The following is a 16,945-nucleotide window of genomic DNA, read 5'->3' on the forward strand; positions in this document are numbered from 1 at the left end:
AGGATTAAAAAATGACTGTATTGACGACAGATGAATTAAAAGAGATTGCTAATTCGGCTAGAATAGATATCATTGAAATGATTACTGAGGCAGGTTCTGGACACCCTGGTGGCTCCCTATCAATTATTGACATTCTAACTGTTTTGTATTACGACAAAATGAATATTGATCCAGAAAATCCTAAAATGGAGAACAGAGATCGTTTAGTTCTATCAAAAGGACATGTTGCTCCAGCTTTGTATACAACTTTAGCAAATAAGGGATATTTTCCAAAAGCAGAATTAATGAAATTGCGTAAAGCTGGTGAAATGTTACAAGGGCATCCAGATATGAAATCAACTCCAGGTGTGGATGCTTCTACTGGTTCTTTGGGACAAGGATTAAGTATTGCAAATGGTATGGCATTAGCTGCGAAGCTAAATAATCAAGATCACACAATCTATACGATTTTAGGTGATGGTGAGCTACAAGAAGGACAGATTTGGGAAGCTGCAATGAGCTCAGCCCACTATAACTTAGATAATGTTATTGCTATAGTAGATCACAATGGTTTACAAATCGATGGTACGAATGATGAAGTTATGACTGTAAACCCGATTGATAAAAAGTTTGAATCATTTAATTGGGAAGTTATTAAAATTGATGGACATGATTTAGATCAAATTTCTTCTGCATTAGATCAAGCTAAAAAAGTTGAAGGAAAACCGACAGTGATTGTTGCTGAAACAGTCAAAGGTAAAGGTGTATCTTTTATGGAAAACAATGGTGATTGGCACGGTGTTGCTCCTAATGTTGAGCAAAAAGAAGCTGCAATCAATGAATTGAGAGGTGAAAAATAATGAATTTAGCGACTAGAGAAGCTTTTGGAAAGACCTTAGTAGAGTTAATTAAAAATGAAGATGTAGTTGTATTAGATGCCGACTTAGCACATGCAACTAAAACAATGATGTTTGCTAAAGAATGTCCTGAACGATTTTTTAATGCAGGAATTGCCGAAGCCGATATGATTGGAACAGCAGCAGGATTAGCACTAAGTGGTAAAATACCTTTTGCAAGTACATTTGCTGTATTTGCTACAGGAAGAGCTTTCGATCAAATTAGAAACTCTGTGTGTTACCCAAATGCAAATGTTAAAATTGTAGGAACTCATGCAGGAATTAGTGTAGGAGAAGATGGTGGAACCCATCAAACAATTGAAGATATTGCATTAATGCGTAGCTTACCTAATATGACTGTTATTCATCCTTGTGATGATGTTGAAGCAAGACAAGCAGTTTTAGCAGCTGCAGAGTACGATGGTCCAGTTTATTTACGGATGAGTCGAGTTCCAACACCAACATTACATTCAGATGAATATAAATTTGAAATTGGTAAAGGCGAAACGATCCGAGAAGGTAAGGATGTTGCCATTGTTGCGACTGGCTTGATGGTTGCAAAAGCCAAAGAAGCAGCAGAAAAATTAGCTCAAGAAGGTATTGATGCAAAAGTCATTAATATTTCTACTATTAAGCCTTTAGATGCCAATCTTTTATTATCAACAGCTAAAGAGGTAAAAGGATTCGTTACTGTTGAAGAGCACAATGTTCATGGCGGTTTAGGTAGTGCAGTGAGCGAATTACTTTCGCAAAATGAACCAAAGAAAATTAAAATGGTTGGTGTTCAAGATAAGTTTGGTAAATCGGGTAATCCTGATAAGTTATTTGAAATGTACGGTTTGACTGTTGCAAACATCGTGGAAGCAGCTAAAAGTTTATAATCAGTTGATAATAGTAAACTGAACTAATGAGTTTGATCATACTGTTACAGTTGGAAGTTTTAGTTATCACTTAGGCACTAAAAGTGTCTAAGTGATGTTTTTAAAACAATAAGTGTCCTATTAAACTAAGCTAAAGAAATAGATAAAAGAACTGATACTTATAAATTTTTTGAAAAATAGAAAACAAAAAAGAGTTGTAGAATAGATTTTCAACGGTTTTTGCAATCGCTTTCCTTTCGACCTAGAATGGAATGCTGATGAAGTATACCCTATAGTTGAATCTTTAATAGAGGGTCATAAAAGTCACCCTTTGGTACAATAGTTCCAGATAAGAGTGATTCATTTTAATAAAGAAGATGTAAATTTTTACAATTTGCTAACAGAGTATTTATAGCGTAAATGGTCTTATTATAAGTGAATAAATTTATTTCCAGAAATTATAAAATGATAGATATATAATGGGAAAAGGAGGTAGCTTAATATGAAATATGAAGCTACAGTAAATGGAATCGTAGAGAATATTGGTGGACTTTCTAACCTAACAAGTGCAGGTCATTGTGCAACTAGGCTTCGATTTAAGTTGAATGATATGACAAAATTAAATGAAGCTGAATTGAAAAAGACAAAAGCTGTTATGGGTGTCAGAGTAATGGAAGGAAACGAGATTCAAATCATTATCGGAACAGATGTAAGTAATGTTTATGAAGAATTTATGGATATTACTGGCTATAAGGGAACTGGTAGCGGTGCAACAGCCACAAAAGGAAAGTTAACCTTAAAAGGTTTTGGTTCTATGGTAGTAGAATATGTTAGTGGGACTGTCGCTCCAGTAATTCCGATTTATCTTGGTTGTGGAATGTTACTGGCTTTCTTGACAATATGTACGAATTTCCTAGGTTTAGACCCTGATAGTGGTGCTGTAGTTATTCTAAATGCTGCAGCAGGAGCTGGCTTTTACTTTATGCCAATCGTTTTAGGCTGGTCAGCTGCAGCGAAATTAAAAGCAGATCCAGCGCTAGGAGCACTTTTAGGAATGACTTTATTAGCTGCAGATATAAATAATGTTGGTGGACTTGATTTTCTTGGACTTCCAGTAACACAAGTACAATACAATGGTTCTTTCTTACCAATGCTTCTTGGTACAGCCTTTTTAGCTATGGTTTATAGATTCTTCAAAAATAAAATACCACAGGCAGGTCGCTACTTCCTTTTACCTTTAGTAACGTTGGTTATTGCGATTCCTGTTACCTTAGTAATTTTAGGCCCAATTGGTTATATTGCTGGGACTAAATTAATGTGGCTTTTGAATTTGATAGCAGCTCACTTTAAGCTTGGAGCTTTAGCGATTTGGGGATTCCTTACACCTCTAAGTATTATTACAGGTATGGACAAAGCGGTTTACTTTATTAATATGGAACATTTAAACTCAGTTGGTTTCGACAATATTTTCTTGCCAGGTGGTTTAGCAGGTAACTCTGCAATTGGTGGTGCAGCATTAGCAGTATGGTATTTGAGTAGAAATACAGATACAAAATCAATCGGAGCATCATCGGGTATTACTGCAATTATTGGTATCACGGAACCAGCGTTGTACGGTATCTGTCTCAATTTTAGAACGCCATTACTAGGCGCAATGACAGGTGCGGCGATAGGTTCTGTATTTGCAGGAATTGTAGATTTAAAACAATATGTATACGCAGGTCCAGGATTAGTGACCTCACCAGTTTATATTTCACCTGACGGCAGCATGACTAATTTCATATTTTGTTTAATTACAATTGCTTTTTCTGCGATTGCAGGATTTGGAATGACTTATCTATTCAGTTTAAAAAACAAACGACAATATGATGGGGAACCTGAAACGGCAGGTGTTGCTGTAGAAGCTTCCGAAACATCGGTTGATGAAGCTATTGTTGTCACTGAAACAGTCAAAGAAATTGATCTATTTCAATTATGTGATGGGCAAGTTATTCCCATGGAAGATGTATCCGATCCTGTTTTCTCACAGAAAATGATGGGTGATGGTTATGCTGTAAAACCGTCCGACTCAACAATGTATTCACCAGTTTTTGGAGTGATTAGTACAATATTTGAAACACAACATGCTATCGGCATTAGAACAGAAAATGGATTAGACGTTTTGGTTCATATGGGAATCGATACGGTTTCATTAAAAGGAGAACCATTTGAAATACTTGTTGAAGTAGGGGATAAGGTAACAGAAAATACTCCAATTGCTAAAGTTGATTTGGAAAAAATTATAGCAGCAGGTAAGTCTGATGAGATGATTGTTGTTGTAACTAATATGATTGATGTAAAGGAATTTGAATATGATGGTGGTTCAACAGGACACAGAGGAGACCTTGTTGCAACAGTAGAACTTAATTAAGCTTGGTTGGAAAGCCTCCATGGTTTATAATTAATGAATGACTAGATAATATGGAGGTTGCTTATGAATGATATAAATGTCTTACTATCGTTAAAAAATATTTATGATGATTTGTTTGAACAAGAAAAAAAAGCTGCCGATTTTGTTATGGAACACCCAAATGAAGTAACAAATATGAGTGTTACAGAATTAGCGGAGAAAACAAATGTTAGTGAAGCAACTGTTATGAGAATGTCGAAAAAAGCTGGCTGTAAGGGTTTTTATCACTTTAAAATATCATTAGCTAGAAATATTCAAGAAGAAAATACTGATTCTAATTTTGAAATTAATTTGAACGATTACAATACATCAATTCAAAATATTTTTCAATATAAATGTGAAGAGCTAAAGAAATGTGATGAACTCATTGACAGAGAAATGGTAAAAAAATCACTTGAGCTTATTAAAAGTTGTGACACTCTTTATATATTTGGTGCAGGCAATACGAATCCATTAGCAGTTTATGCGGCTTATCAGTTTAATCAATATGGTATCAGAACGAATGTCGATATAAGTCCTGAAATGCAAACAAACGCTGCTTTTCAAATGACTGAAAAAGATGCATGTTTATTGATATCTAATTCAGGAAGCACTAACATGATTGTGGATATCGCTACAATCGCTAAGGAACGTAAAACGCCATCAATTGCAATAACTAGCTATGCAAAATCGCCATTAGTTAATTTGGTAGATCAAGTTCTTTTGAGCTTTACAAGTGAGAAAATTTATTTTGAAGCAATTAGTTCTACTAGAATGGCACACATGGCAATTATTGATATGCTCTTACTTTTACTGTCAGTTGATGAAGATGGCAAATACCATCGTTATAGTTCTGATAGAGAGGAATTTTTAGCTAAATACAAGTCATAGTTTTTTGATTAATTTTTAAAGTGCGAAAAGTCTAAAATCTTTTTGCACTTTTTTTATAGACTTAAGGGTCAAAAATTACCATAATGCATATTTAGCCATGGTGAATAGTTTTAGATATTTATAGTATTTAAGATAATTAATATTAGTTTATGGTTTCAAAAAAAAGACTCCCACCTATTTATTATGTAGGAGGGATATTTATGTTAGATATTCAAAAAGAAAAGCAATTGATCTACGACCTTTTAAGAAAGCTTATTGATGAAAGAAGAGAACTGAATAAACAATATGAGGAACTAAAGCAACGCTTAGATAACTTAAACTCTATGGAGCAGTTATCTGCTGAAATATTGTCTGGAAACAAAAAAACATTTCAGTATTAGAAAAAGAAAAAACACAAAGTAAAGACTACCTATTTAGAAAAAATAAAACGCAACATCATGTTTCCTTTGATCGTGTATCTAAAAATATTTTATCTATTTTAAAGCAAAGCCCAGTACCATTGAGTAATCAGCAATTATTAAAAAAAATAAATACAGAATATGAACTATGTATTTCCTACAAGAACTTAACTTGTAACATTTTACCTAAAATGCTAAAAGAGCGCTCTTTGCCGATTGAGCGTGCCTATCGTGGTTACTGGCAATATCACCTGCCAAAATTGTAGGAGGCGTTTGCTAAATGAAAACAGAAATGGACGTCACTTATATTTTTATTCGTTATATTACTGTTACTTTACAACGTCAGGCAAATGCCTTTTATAACAAGCAAGGAAAGATATTTTCTCACGAATCTCAAGAACTGACAGAGTTTAATCAAAATGAACAAACAGGAAGTCTCAATGAAAAAGGATTTACTCCTGAAGAAATTTTTGAAATGAATTTTGAGAATGAACAGCTTCGTTTAAGCCTTTCATGTCTAACTAATGACGAACTCTTTATTCTCAGTGAGAAGTATTCGAAAAGACTTTCAGATGCGGAAATTGGAAAGAAACTTCATGTAAGCAGCCAAATGATTTCTAAAAAAAAGCGCAAAGCTTTTGCCAAGTTAAAAGAATACTTTCTATTTTAAAAATAGTTGCTCGAAATAAATCACCACCTGAAAAAAGTTTAAAATTATAAACTTGATGATTAAGGTGGAGATATTATGGCAGTTAACTTAGTTCCTCTTCTTCAAAGAGCAAAAAATGGAGATGAAGAGGCATTGCTCGAATTATTTCTTTCTTTTGAGCCGTCCATTATTAATCATTCGCGACGATACTCAAAGCAAGTGAATAAGGATTGTTATCAAGAACTAGCCGCTCAATTTATTGTGGCGGTGCAGTCATTTGATATTGATAAATATTTAAAAGAATAAGCAAAAAGACAGATGTTTTGAAATTTTATAGTTTCAAAATGTCTGTCTTTGTCTATTTATCTAGTGAAGGCAAAAATAATGCCGATCGTTCCTTGAAAATTGAATAATGAACTTTTAAATTACGTTTTCTGTTGCCAGAGCTACAGCATAGCTACGCCAAGACTTTAGTGAGCGATATCTAGTTAATGCAGGATTTGATTTAGGCAATCAAGTTGCAATGACGGTGGCAGAATATAATGATACTTCCGCAAGGCTCCCGTAGACTGAGGAGAGGTGAAATTCCTATGTGCTTTACCTAAAGCGATTTGAAAGTAGTTAGAAAATGAAACAGTTATCTAAGAAAAGTAAGTATAGATAGGTTAAAAATTGGAGGTGATAAATTTGGAACAAATCATTGAGTATCAGGCACGTATCGTATTGCCAGAAAATTTTGTTCTAATCCAAAAAGATGAATATAAAGCTTTAAAAGAATTAGGGTTTAAAGGAAACTGCGTTTCTGTAGAGGATTTTAGAAAGAAGCACACTTGCCTTAGTAGACCCATGTTTAATGAGCTAATTCTTTTAAATCCAAAATTCAAAAAGACATTAGATATTAAAGAGAACCCTAATGGATGTGTCGCATATCCTAAAGGTGGTAGCTCAGGAAAATATTATATACTAGAAAGCAAATTATTAACTTTTATTGAAGAGAATTTTCCAGAAATTTTTACTAACTTTGAAAAAAATGAGGTATAATAACATTGACCATATATATAGCTGTTTAAACACTCATCTAGAAAGAGATGGTGTTTGAATGGGTGTTAGCAAGCGTGGTACAAAATGGCGTGCCTTTATAAGTGTGAAAAAAGAAACAGGAGGGTATGAAAATAAAGCATTAGGTAGCTTTTCAACTAAGTTTGAAGCCATGAAAGCTGTAGAGTATGCACATTCAATCTCTTCAAAAGATAGACAAATGGCTTTTGCTGTTCCCTTTTATGAATACTTTGAATGGTTTTTTCAGAAATATAAAAAGGAATCTAGCTCAAGAAAGACCCAAGGACATTATCAAGATAGCAAGAGATACATTAAAGATTATCTTGGAGAAATCTCATTATCTGATTTAACTAATGATAGGTACGTGGATTTATTAAATAGATTCTCGAGAGATTATGCACCAGCTACGCTTGAAAAATTTCACACTCACATGCGTGCATGTGTAAAACAAGCGTTTGCTCTAGGTCATATCTCTGTTGAGTTTACTTCTGGAAGCTCTTTAAGAGGGTTAGGGGATAAGTCAAAGGAGAAACCAGTCTATCAAAAATATATTGATGATGCTCAGTATAAAAAAGTTGTGCAATATGTGGTGCAACATAGAAATAAGGATTCTTCTATCTACTATGCAATAATCTTTGCTTTGTTAACAGGATGTCGTTTTTCTGAAATTGTTGGACTTACCATTGATGATCTGAATTTTGAGCAGGGTTTTATAGACATCAACAAGACCTATGACTACATTGAACCTCCTTCAAATTCGACTGATTGGCTTCCTTGTAAAAATGCCAATAGTTATCGAAAAGTAGAAATGTCACAGAATTTGGCTGAGCTTGTTAGAGAGTTATGGCAGTATCAATCAAAAAGATGCCAAGCTAGGAATATTCCCAATCCTCGTAAACAAGTTTTCTTTGATTGGCAAGAGGGGATATGTAATAACCGAAAAGCCAATATTGAGATTAAGAAAATTCTTGTTGAGTGTGGCATAATAGATAAGCCAAAATTTTCTATGCACTGTTGCCGACATACATTTGTTTCTTTCTTAATTTATCAAGGGTATGCTGTAGAAGAAGTGGCATTAATTGTTGGTGATATGCCAGAAGAAATTAGAAAAACATACTATCATGTCTTTCAAGAATACGATGCGAGAACTAGGTCTAAAACTCGTGGCTTGATGAACTCACTTTTTTAAATCGTTATTTAATCATGAAAAACATGGGTGCGAAAATGGTGCGAGGAATTGAAATGTATTTAAAGGTATTTTATGAAAACCTCTAAATAAAAGAGATTTAAAAACTATTTAATGGTATTTTTTATCATGTGGCTCTGGCCGCCGGTATACTAAAGACTGTTAAATCAATGATTTAACAGTCTTTTTTGTTTATTATTTTCTCGAATACAACATAAAAAACCATCTCAAAAAAATGAGATGGAAAGTTAAGTGAGAGAGTGATAAGTATAGTGCGAATAAATACAAGGGTTACAGAAGAATGTGGGGGTTCTGCATCATCGTCATTAAATGTTCCTGCAGTGGGAATATGAATTTCTGTCATATTATATTCAATAACTTGAACTGTGATGATTACAACAGTTCCAATGATTGCTAACATAGTAGTCATACTTTCACTCCTCTCTTAATTTTAAATAAAAGTACTTAACTGATTGACTAGAGACTAAAAATATACATCAACATGAACGTTGAGCTTTAGCACTATACAACGTAAAGATCACTCTTAGCTATTTTGAGAAAAGCCTTCTCCTCGACCAGTCTTGTTCTACTCATTGGTGTCTCTCGACATTTCTGAGCAATAGCCTATGTTTGTATAGGAGCCTCACCTAACTTATTATAAAGAAATAATAGTCTTTTAAGTAACTCTTTGTCAAGACATAAGCAGAAGTCAAAACAGTTCTATTTACAAATGAATGCGACGAACCATTTCTTCTGTTATTTGTTCTACAATATCAATGGTTGTTTTTGGCGAACGTTGATTTCTGGGGATATCGATTGAGTAAATTTTGGCAATACGACCAGGATTTGCATCCATTAATACAACCCGATCAGAAAGTTGGACTGCTTGTTGAACGTCATGCGTGATCATTACAATTGATTTAGTCGCAATTTGATTGTTTAACCAAATTTCTAATAAATCGTTAGATAATTGGCTGGCTGTAATGATATCTAAAGCTGAAAAAGGTTCGTCTAAGAGCAATAAGCTAGGTTCGATGGCTAAAGCACGAGCAAAGCCTACACGCTGTTTCATTCCACCAGATAACTCTCTGGGATAAGCTTTTTCAAAACCAGTTAAACCAATCATTTCAATGAGATTACTGACTCTTTTATTTATTTGTTCGCGAGAAATTTCTTTACGGTTTTCTAAGCCAAAGCTGATATTTTTTTCAACTGTCAACCAAGGAAAAAGGGCAAAATGTTGAAAAACCATGCCGATATTGGCATCAGGCTCATTAATGATTTTATCTTCAAAAGTAATTTCACCTCTAGTTGTACGAAGAAGTCCAGCGATACTTCTGAGCAACGTTGATTTTCCTGTTCCTGATTGTCCGATAATACTTAAAAATTCATTCGTTTTAACTGTTAAATCAATATTTTCAAGGACTTTTAAATGTTCTGAATGTCCTTCAATTTCAAATTCTTTATATACTGATTTTATGCTTAATAATTCTTTATTTTCCATCGTCTTATTAGATAGGTCAAGGGAAATCACCTATCGTTCTCCTCTCTAGTTTATCTTAAAAATTTAGTCGAGTTGAGTCGTCCAGCTATTAATAGTGAAATTTTTGTTTTGCTGCTCGATATAAAGGTTGCCAAACAAAGGCGATACATAAACCAACAACGAAACACATCGCTAAGGTTCCTAAGGCAGATTTATCTTTTACGCCATCGTTTGCCGCAATATATTGTCCTAGGCCAGTAACATCTATTGATTTTTTGCCCCATTGAATGCTTTCTGCTGCGATATCAGCGTTCCAAGCAGCACCAGCAGCGTTAATAATTGCTGTAATGAGGTAAGGTAAAATAGAAGGGATCAAAAATTTTGTCCACCATTGCCATTTAGATAATTTAAAAAGTTTGGTTACGTCACGAATATCATCAGGGATGGCTAAGTAGCCAGCAATTACATTAAAGAAAAAATACCATTGGCAACCAACCATGATGAGTGGTAGAATCCACCATTCTAATTTGTTGAAGCCCATACTAATAATCAACACAATGAATGGAGTATAAACATTTGACGGAATGGAGCCTAAAATTTGTCCAATCGGTTGAACGATACTTAAGCGCCGATTATCATTCGCAACCCAGATTGCTAAGGGAGTAAAGATAATGCCAGCAACGACCATAGCCAAGGTAACCCGTAGCGTAGTATAAAGGGTTAATCTAGGAATCATGCTGAAATCTTGATGGGGCAAGAAATGATAGAGCTTAATAGAACAATAAACCCCAATAATGGTTAAGCTGACATACCATAATGTTTTGAAGAAATGGCGTAATTTTGCTAGTAATCGATAGAGATAGTCTAGCTTGAAAAAGTACCAAACTTTTGGTAAATCGTAAATCCAAAAATGACTGAATTTCACAAAAGCTTTTGAAAAGTATTTCGTTAAAGTTGCTTTTTTTAATAAATGATAAATGATGGATTTAGGTGGCGTCGTACTTTCGACATCTGTTTCATATTTAAAATAATAAGTGGCTCGAACTAAAGGTTGAAAAACTAAAAAGTTTAAAATCACCACATTGATTAATAAGGCAAAAACAGCCCATAAACAGGATTTAAAGTCGGCTCGATTTAATGCTACTTGGATATAAGAACCAATTCCTGGTAAATAAAGGTTGGTTTCTTTAGGAAAGGCAACAGAAGCTTGCTCGCTGGCCACCAAGGCAAACCAAGCCGCAGTTTGAGAAATAATAACGTTCCAAAGTAAGCCAGGAATTGAGTAAACAAATTCAAGCCGCCAAAATTTTTCCCAAGCATTGTACTTGAACTGATCGGTCACATTGACTAGATCTGAAGGAATAACTTCCATTATTTGATAAAGAGTCAACATGATGTTCCAAGCTTGACCTGTGAAGATGGCAAAAATAGCAACCGCTTCTGCGCCCATCACATTTCCTGGAAATAAACCAAGTAACCAAGCAGTTGTAAAGGTCAAAAAACCTAGCAATGGAACAGATTCAAGGAAATTAACTAATGGTAAAATGACTCTTCGTGCCGTTTTATATTTTACGGCTAAAATACCAAAAACAAAGGAAAACAGGAAGGACCAAGCCATCCCCACAATCATTCGAAACATGGTTCGAATTGAAAAGTAAAAAAGATTTGATGGAGATAAGAAATCATCTGTTTTACTTGGTGTTGCGAGGAATTCTTCTGAGGGAAGGGTGTGGAGAGGGCGATTCATTTTTAGCCAAGAGAAGACGATGATAAAAATGAAAATGCCTAAAATGATGAGCAAGGTAAGATTCCCGATACTTTTAGCAAGTAGGGTATTTTTCTTAGATGATGCAGTGACAGCTTTCAATTTAAAAACCTCCAATTAATCATATTAAAGAGGTCGCCGAATAAAAGAAGATTATAGGGTAATCACAATAATTGAGCTTTGGCTTTCTGAGACGTAAGAAAAAAATTCTAGTTATCTTAGGAAAGCCTTAATTCGACAATCCCTGCTTTACTCGTTACTGTCTCTCGACATTTCCGAGCGATAACCTGTGTTCTTCAGAGTAACCTCACCTAATATGATTCTATTTGATTTACATGCTTATCATACTCGTGACTAAAAATAAAACAATTTCTAGCTGGTTATACCTGAATTACTGTTTGTTGTTATTCTATTCAATGATTCTTAAAAAGATTGCCCACATTCTGTTTTTTTAGGGAGAAATTATCAGATGAGTATGTTATATAACCCGAGGTTAATAGCGTAGGATGTTGTATTTTTAGTTTGTCTCGTTTACTGTTAAAGATGTAAGTAGTAACTATAAGTGAATGGCTAAAAAAATTAAAAGTAATCTAGCACCTAAATTAAACAACAAAGAAATTTGTTCAGAAGAAAGGAAATTATGATGATTATTTGGTTAAACGGTGCGTTTGGAGCCGGAAAAACGACCATTGCACATGAGTTACAACAAAAACTTCCCAATGCAATCATTTATGATCCAGAAATTATTGGTAGTGCATTGATGGAGTTAGTTCCCGAAGAAATGAAAGAAAATGATTTTCAAGAGTATCAGGAATGGCGTTGCTGGAATGCTCATTTATTAAAACGAATGTCCAAAGAGTCTGGACGGCCGATTATTGTTCCAATGACCCTTTATAAAAAAGAATATGAAGAAGAGCTGATTGGTTATTTGAGACGAGCAGGCATTGACGTTTATCATTTTTTGTTAGCGGTCGAGAAAGAAGAAATTTTACAGAGATTATTGAAAAGAAATGATGGAACTTTTGAATGGGGGAAAAATAAGTTGCCCGAAGTACTTGAAGGTTTTCGTCAGATTCAGTTTACCGAGATTTTTAGAAATCATTCAGCTGACACGACAGAAATTGTAGCAACCATTCTTAATAGAATAACCGAATAAAAATAAAATAAGGGACCTAAGCCGAAATGACTTAGGTCCCTTATTTTCTACTTCTTAAGATAATCAACTACCAGCTACCCTAATTTCTTCAAACTTTAAGATCGCACATTTACGACAACCTATTTTTACACTGTCAAAATTTTCTTTCAAGTCTTGCATTTTGTTATTTTTAGCAGTATATTTTAGGTGTACCTAAAATATATTAGAGGTTAACCTTCTAACGGGAAGGGCCTTTTAAAATTATTGCAAAACGAAAGAAGGAATTGAATTGAAAAATTCAGAAGAACATGAACCAAAGCAAAGACATCATTTGATTGAATATGCAAATGGTCCTTCGCTTGAAGAAATTAATGGCACCATTGACGTGCCTAAAAATATGAGTTTTTGGAAAACGTTATTTGCTTACTCAGGTCCAGGAGCATTGGTAGCAGTGGGGTATATGGATCCAGGAAACTGGTCTACTTCAATTACTGGGGGACAAAATTTTCAATATTTATTGATGTCGATTATTTTAATTTCCAGTTTGATTGCAATGTTGCTCCAATATATGGCTGCTAAATTAGGCATTGTTTCACAGATGGATTTAGCACAAGCGATTCGTGCTAGAACTAGTAAGACGTTAGGTATTGTATTATGGATTTTAACAGAGTTAGCAATTATGGCTACAGATATCGCTGAAGTTATCGGGGGCGCAATTGCCTTATATTTATTATTTCATATTCCTTTAGGTCTGGCTGTCTTCATTACGGTATTTGATGTTTTACTTTTGTTGTTATTGACAAAAATTGGTTTTAGAAAAATTGAAGCTATTGTTGTTGCTTTAATTGTTGTTATTTTTGTGATTTTTGCTTATCAAGTGGCATTGTCAAATCCAGTATGGGGAGATGTAATTAAAGGGCTGGTTCCTAGCGCAGAAGCTTTTTCTACATCACATGCGGTGAATGGGCAAACGCCATTGACAGGTGCATTGGGGATTATTGGTGCAACAGTGATGCCTCATAATTTGTATTTACATTCTTCTGTTGTGCAAAGTCGTAAAATTGATCGTAAAGATAAAACCGATATTCAACGCGCTTTATGCTTTTCAACTTGGGATTCTAATATTCAATTAACGATGGCATTTTTTGTTAACTCTTTATTATTGATTATGGGTGTGGCCGTTTTTAAATCCGGCAGTGTCAAAGATCCTTCATTCTTTGGTTTGTTTGATGCTTTATCAAATCCAGCGGTTATGAGTAATTCTATTTTAGCGCATATTGCAGGTTCTGGAATTTTATCAATTTTATTTGCGGTAGCCTTATTGGCATCAGGACAAAATTCAACAATTACAGGAACGTTAACTGGTCAAATCATTATGGAAGGGTTTATTCATATGCGCGTACCAATTTGGTTACGTCGGATGGTCACACGTTTGTTATCTGTTATTCCTGTCTTAATCTGTGTTTTAATGATCAGCGGAAAAAGTACAGTGGAGGAGCATATTGCGATTAATAATTTAATGAACAATTCACAAGTTTTTCTAGCATTTGCTTTGCCATTTTCGATGTTGCCTTTACTGATGTTTACAGATAGCCGTGTTGAAATGGGTGAACATTTTAAAAACTCGTGGTTAATTAAATTGTTAGGCTGGGTTTCTGTCATTGGCTTAATTTACCTCAATATGAAAGGATTACCTGATCAAATTGAAGGATTCTTCGGTGATAATCCGACAGCGAGTCAAATTACGTTAGCCGATAATATTGCCTATGTCATCATAGCACTCGTCATCCTCTTGTTAGTTTGGACGGTTGTGGAATTATATAAAGGCGATAAACGATATGCACAGCAGCTTGCAGCTATGGAGCAACAAGTAGAGGAGGTTAAATAATGAAATTTTCAAAAATTATGGTTGGTGTTGAAGAGTCGCCAGATGCGTTAAAAGCATTTCATTATGCTATCCAAAAAGCAAAAGAAGAACAAGCTGAATTGGTTATTGTTTCGATTTTAGAAGAGAAAGAGATTAATGTTTACCAATCGTTAGATAAAAATTATTGGCAAGAACAGTTGGCGAAATTAGAGAAACAAACGGAAAAATATCAACAAGAAGCGTTAGCGAATGGCATCGATAAAGTAAGTGTAATTGTCAATGAAGGGAACCCAGGAGAATTAATTATTAATAAGCTTATTCCTTTGAATAAACCAGATTTGTTAATTATTGGCTCCAAGTCAACTAGCAAATTAAAAAGCTTTTTTGGTAGCCAAGCAGCTTATATGGCTCGATATGCCCCAATTTCTGTAATGATTATTCGCTAACAAAATTGAAACAGTTAAAAAAGCCGCCACGATTTACTATTCGTGGTGGCCTTTTTATAGTAATTTTTGTTTATATAAATAAACAGCCAAACTTAGTTGTAGCGAACTATCAGGAAATTCTAAAGTTAAGTGAAGAATCTCTTCTATTTTTTTTAAGCGGTAAATAATTGTATTACGATGTACATACATATTTGTGGCAGTCAACGAAATATTTTTATTCGACTGAAAGTAGGTGTTGATGGTTTCTAGTAGGGAACTTTCATGTTTTTGATCTTCTTTTTCCAATGGTTCAATCAATCGTTGATATATTTTTTGTTTGGCTTGTTTGGTCAGGGTTTCGATCATTAAACGATAAAAAAAGAGGTCGTCATAATTCAAAATAGTTCGTTGTTGTAATTCTTGACTTGCTTGTGCTAAGTGGAATGTTTCTTGTGCTAATTTATAAGAATCACACAGATTGGTGATTTTTTTGACAGTTGGCCCAATCGCTAATTTAAATGATAATTTTGGATTCAGTTTCATTAGTTGCTCTAGTAAATTCTTGGCAAGATGAGTGGTTTGTGCAAGGTAGGTGGCTTCCTCTTGCGCTGGATTTTCTAGTAATAAAATAAAGCCAGTTTGTGTAGGAAAGGCAGTAATTTTTTGTCGATATCCTTCTAAAATATGATTCAATTGATGGCCAATGCTATTCATTTGAATAGTCGGATTAAACAGTTGTTCCAATTGTTCAATGGCTACAAGCAAGAGACTAAATGTATCTTTTTCATTTAATTGCAGATAATTACTAAATTCTTGCCAAGCTTGAGGATTGGTATTTTTTTCTTGGATAAGGTCTTGAAACAGCGCCCCGATCTTTTGCCTCGTTGTTAAATTTTCCGAAGATTCTAATTGAAGTTGTGGTAAAAGGTAGTGAGCACAGACCTCCACAGATAATAAATCAATCGTCTGTAATTTTTTGGTAGTTTGCCAAATCACTAAGTAAGATAAGCTGAGATTTTTCTTTTTGATGGGTAAAATTCGCAAAGATAACTGATGGTTCGCTAAGGAAAATTCAACAGTCAATGGTTCTTTATAAAATAATAGGAGCTCATTGTTCTGGGCTTTTAAAGCTGTCTCAAACTGTTTTTTGAGAGTCGCGTTATTTAAAATACTGGTGATTCTTGTTGGCGCATCAGGTAAATCAAAATGATTCATAATCTGAAAACGCTCGTCTAAAAGCATTACAGGCGCTTGAATCGCGGCACTTAATACTTCCAGTAATTGGGTACTTTTTCCGCCAGCTTTGATAATTGTATAAAATTTATTATGCATATGAACAGAATGTTGGCTAATCGTTTCGTCAGGTTGATTGACTCGGCGATTGACCAATGAAATAATTTGAGAAAAGTTGTAATTATAAGGGATTGAGAGAATTGGTAATCCGACGTCATTCGCTAATTGGATCATCTCTTGTGGAACTTCATTGAAATAACGTTGGACTTTAAAGCCTAGAGCAGCGCAGTTCATATTTGCTAGTTCTTGAATAAGACGTTTTTGCAAGCAAGGCTGATCTTTGAAAATATAGCCGGTAGTTAATAAAATTTCTCCTGGCGTTAACCAGTCAAAAGCATCAGGATTTTCTAAAATATTTGCTTGTAGAATTGGCGCATCTAAATTGGTCTCGTGCGTCAATAAGGTTAAACCAGGTAGTTCTTCTGCATGGAGTAGATCATTGACCGTCATCATTAGCAAGGCCTCCTTTTGTATGAATTATCTAAAAATTAAGTGTATTTATTGTAAGATGTTACAAAACTATTTTAGGGAAAATAAGGTATCCTTATACTAATAGAAAAAAGTTCCAAGTCATCACGTGATTGGTAGTCACAAATGACCAAATAAGAACAATCAGCGCTTACAACCTATA

General features: G+C 34.4%; 16 protein-coding genes and 2 riboswitches. Of the genes, 12 read left to right on the forward strand and 4 right to left on the reverse strand.

Features of this window, described 5'->3' with window-relative positions; translation table 11 throughout:
• The first annotated feature begins 11 nt into the window (after window positions 1-11).
• From IGJ04_RS13415 to IGJ04_RS13455, 9 genes are all read left to right on the forward strand, one after another.
• Complete coding sequence (locus IGJ04_RS13415; RefSeq protein ID WP_438840289.1) at window positions 12-839, forward strand: transketolase; 828 nt, start codon at window positions 12-14, stop codon at window positions 837-839.
• Window positions 839-1,756: a transketolase family protein gene (locus IGJ04_RS13420; RefSeq protein ID WP_438709670.1), complete on the forward strand. Its 918-nt coding sequence runs from the start codon at window positions 839-841 to the stop codon at window positions 1,754-1,756. The genes IGJ04_RS13415 and IGJ04_RS13420 overlap by 1 nt, the downstream gene beginning before the upstream one ends.
• Window positions 1,757-2,237: 481 nt before the next feature.
• Complete coding sequence (locus tag IGJ04_RS13425; RefSeq protein WP_438709671.1) at window positions 2,238-4,145, forward strand: glucose PTS transporter subunit IIA; 1,908 nt, start codon at window positions 2,238-2,240, stop codon at window positions 4,143-4,145.
• A gap of 63 nt (window positions 4,146-4,208) precedes the next feature.
• On the forward strand, window positions 4,209-5,054 hold the full coding sequence (locus IGJ04_RS13430; RefSeq protein ID WP_438709672.1) for a MurR/RpiR family transcriptional regulator: 846 nt from the start codon (window positions 4,209-4,211) through the stop codon (window positions 5,052-5,054).
• Window positions 5,055-5,254: 200 nt separating this feature from the next.
• Window positions 5,255-5,434: a hypothetical protein gene (locus IGJ04_RS13435; protein WP_438840290.1), complete on the forward strand. Its 180-nt coding sequence runs from the start codon at window positions 5,255-5,257 to the stop codon at window positions 5,432-5,434.
• Between the two features lie 298 nt (window positions 5,435-5,732).
• Window positions 5,733-6,122 carry a sigma factor-like helix-turn-helix DNA-binding protein gene (locus IGJ04_RS13440; protein WP_438709674.1) on the forward strand — a complete coding sequence of 130 codons (390 nt, stop codon included), beginning with the start codon at window positions 5,733-5,735 and terminating at the stop codon, window positions 6,120-6,122.
• A gap of 75 nt (window positions 6,123-6,197) precedes the next feature.
• A complete protein-coding gene (locus IGJ04_RS13445; protein WP_438709675.1) occupies window positions 6,198-6,407 on the forward strand; it encodes a helix-turn-helix domain-containing protein in 210 nt (69 codons plus the stop codon).
• Between the two features lie 372 nt (window positions 6,408-6,779).
• Complete coding sequence (locus IGJ04_RS13450; protein WP_438709676.1) at window positions 6,780-7,142, forward strand: DUF771 domain-containing protein; 363 nt, start codon at window positions 6,780-6,782, stop codon at window positions 7,140-7,142.
• A 58-nt stretch (window positions 7,143-7,200) separates the two neighbouring features.
• Window positions 7,201-8,349, forward strand: coding sequence for a tyrosine-type recombinase/integrase (locus IGJ04_RS13455; RefSeq protein WP_438709677.1), 1,149 nt, complete (start codon window positions 7,201-7,203; stop codon window positions 8,347-8,349).
• Between the two features lie 172 nt (window positions 8,350-8,521).
• Here IGJ04_RS13455 and IGJ04_RS13460 read toward each other — a convergent pair whose 3' ends face one another.
• From IGJ04_RS13460 to IGJ04_RS13470, 3 genes are all read right to left on the reverse strand, one after another.
• Window positions 8,522-8,776, reverse strand: a complete 255-nt coding sequence (locus IGJ04_RS13460; RefSeq protein WP_163401977.1) for a hypothetical protein — start codon at window positions 8,774-8,776, stop codon at window positions 8,522-8,524.
• 64 nt (window positions 8,777-8,840) lie between these two features.
• Window positions 8,841-9,008, reverse strand: a riboswitch (M-box (ykoK) riboswitch).
• 62 nt (window positions 9,009-9,070) lie between these two features.
• Window positions 9,071-9,850, reverse strand: coding sequence for an ABC transporter ATP-binding protein (locus IGJ04_RS13465; RefSeq protein ID WP_002360638.1), 780 nt, complete (start codon window positions 9,848-9,850; stop codon window positions 9,071-9,073).
• 88 nt (window positions 9,851-9,938) lie between these two features.
• A complete protein-coding gene (locus IGJ04_RS13470; RefSeq protein WP_002384764.1) occupies window positions 9,939-11,711 on the reverse strand; it encodes an ABC transporter permease subunit in 1,773 nt (590 codons plus the stop codon).
• A gap of 41 nt (window positions 11,712-11,752) precedes the next feature.
• Window positions 11,753-11,920: riboswitch (M-box (ykoK) riboswitch) on the reverse strand.
• Window positions 11,921-12,234: 314 nt separating this feature from the next.
• Between IGJ04_RS13470 and IGJ04_RS13475 the strand changes: the two genes are divergently transcribed.
• From IGJ04_RS13475 to IGJ04_RS13485, 3 genes are all read left to right on the forward strand, one after another.
• Window positions 12,235-12,750 (forward strand): AAA family ATPase, encoded by a 516-nt coding sequence (locus IGJ04_RS13475; protein ID WP_002397861.1) that lies wholly within the window; start codon window positions 12,235-12,237, stop codon window positions 12,748-12,750.
• A 268-nt stretch (window positions 12,751-13,018) separates the two neighbouring features.
• Window positions 13,019-14,617, forward strand: a complete 1,599-nt coding sequence (locus IGJ04_RS13480; RefSeq protein WP_438840291.1) for an Nramp family divalent metal transporter — start codon at window positions 13,019-13,021, stop codon at window positions 14,615-14,617.
• A complete protein-coding gene (locus IGJ04_RS13485; protein ID WP_002358161.1) occupies window positions 14,617-15,042 on the forward strand; it encodes a universal stress protein in 426 nt (141 codons plus the stop codon). The genes IGJ04_RS13480 and IGJ04_RS13485 overlap by 1 nt, the downstream gene beginning before the upstream one ends.
• Window positions 15,043-15,096: 54 nt before the next feature.
• On the opposite strand, the gene IGJ04_RS13490 is transcribed toward IGJ04_RS13485, so the two are convergent.
• The gene (locus IGJ04_RS13490; protein WP_002358159.1) at window positions 15,097-16,767 is read right to left on the reverse strand and encodes a PucR family transcriptional regulator; all 1,671 of its coding nucleotides are present in this window, start codon (window positions 16,765-16,767) and stop codon (window positions 15,097-15,099) included.
• Window positions 16,768-16,945: the final 178 nt, after the last annotated feature.

Source organism: Enterococcus sp. AZ050 (assembly GCF_051715085.1).
Taxonomy (GTDB): Bacteria; Bacillota; Bacilli; order Lactobacillales; family Enterococcaceae; genus Enterococcus; species Enterococcus faecalis.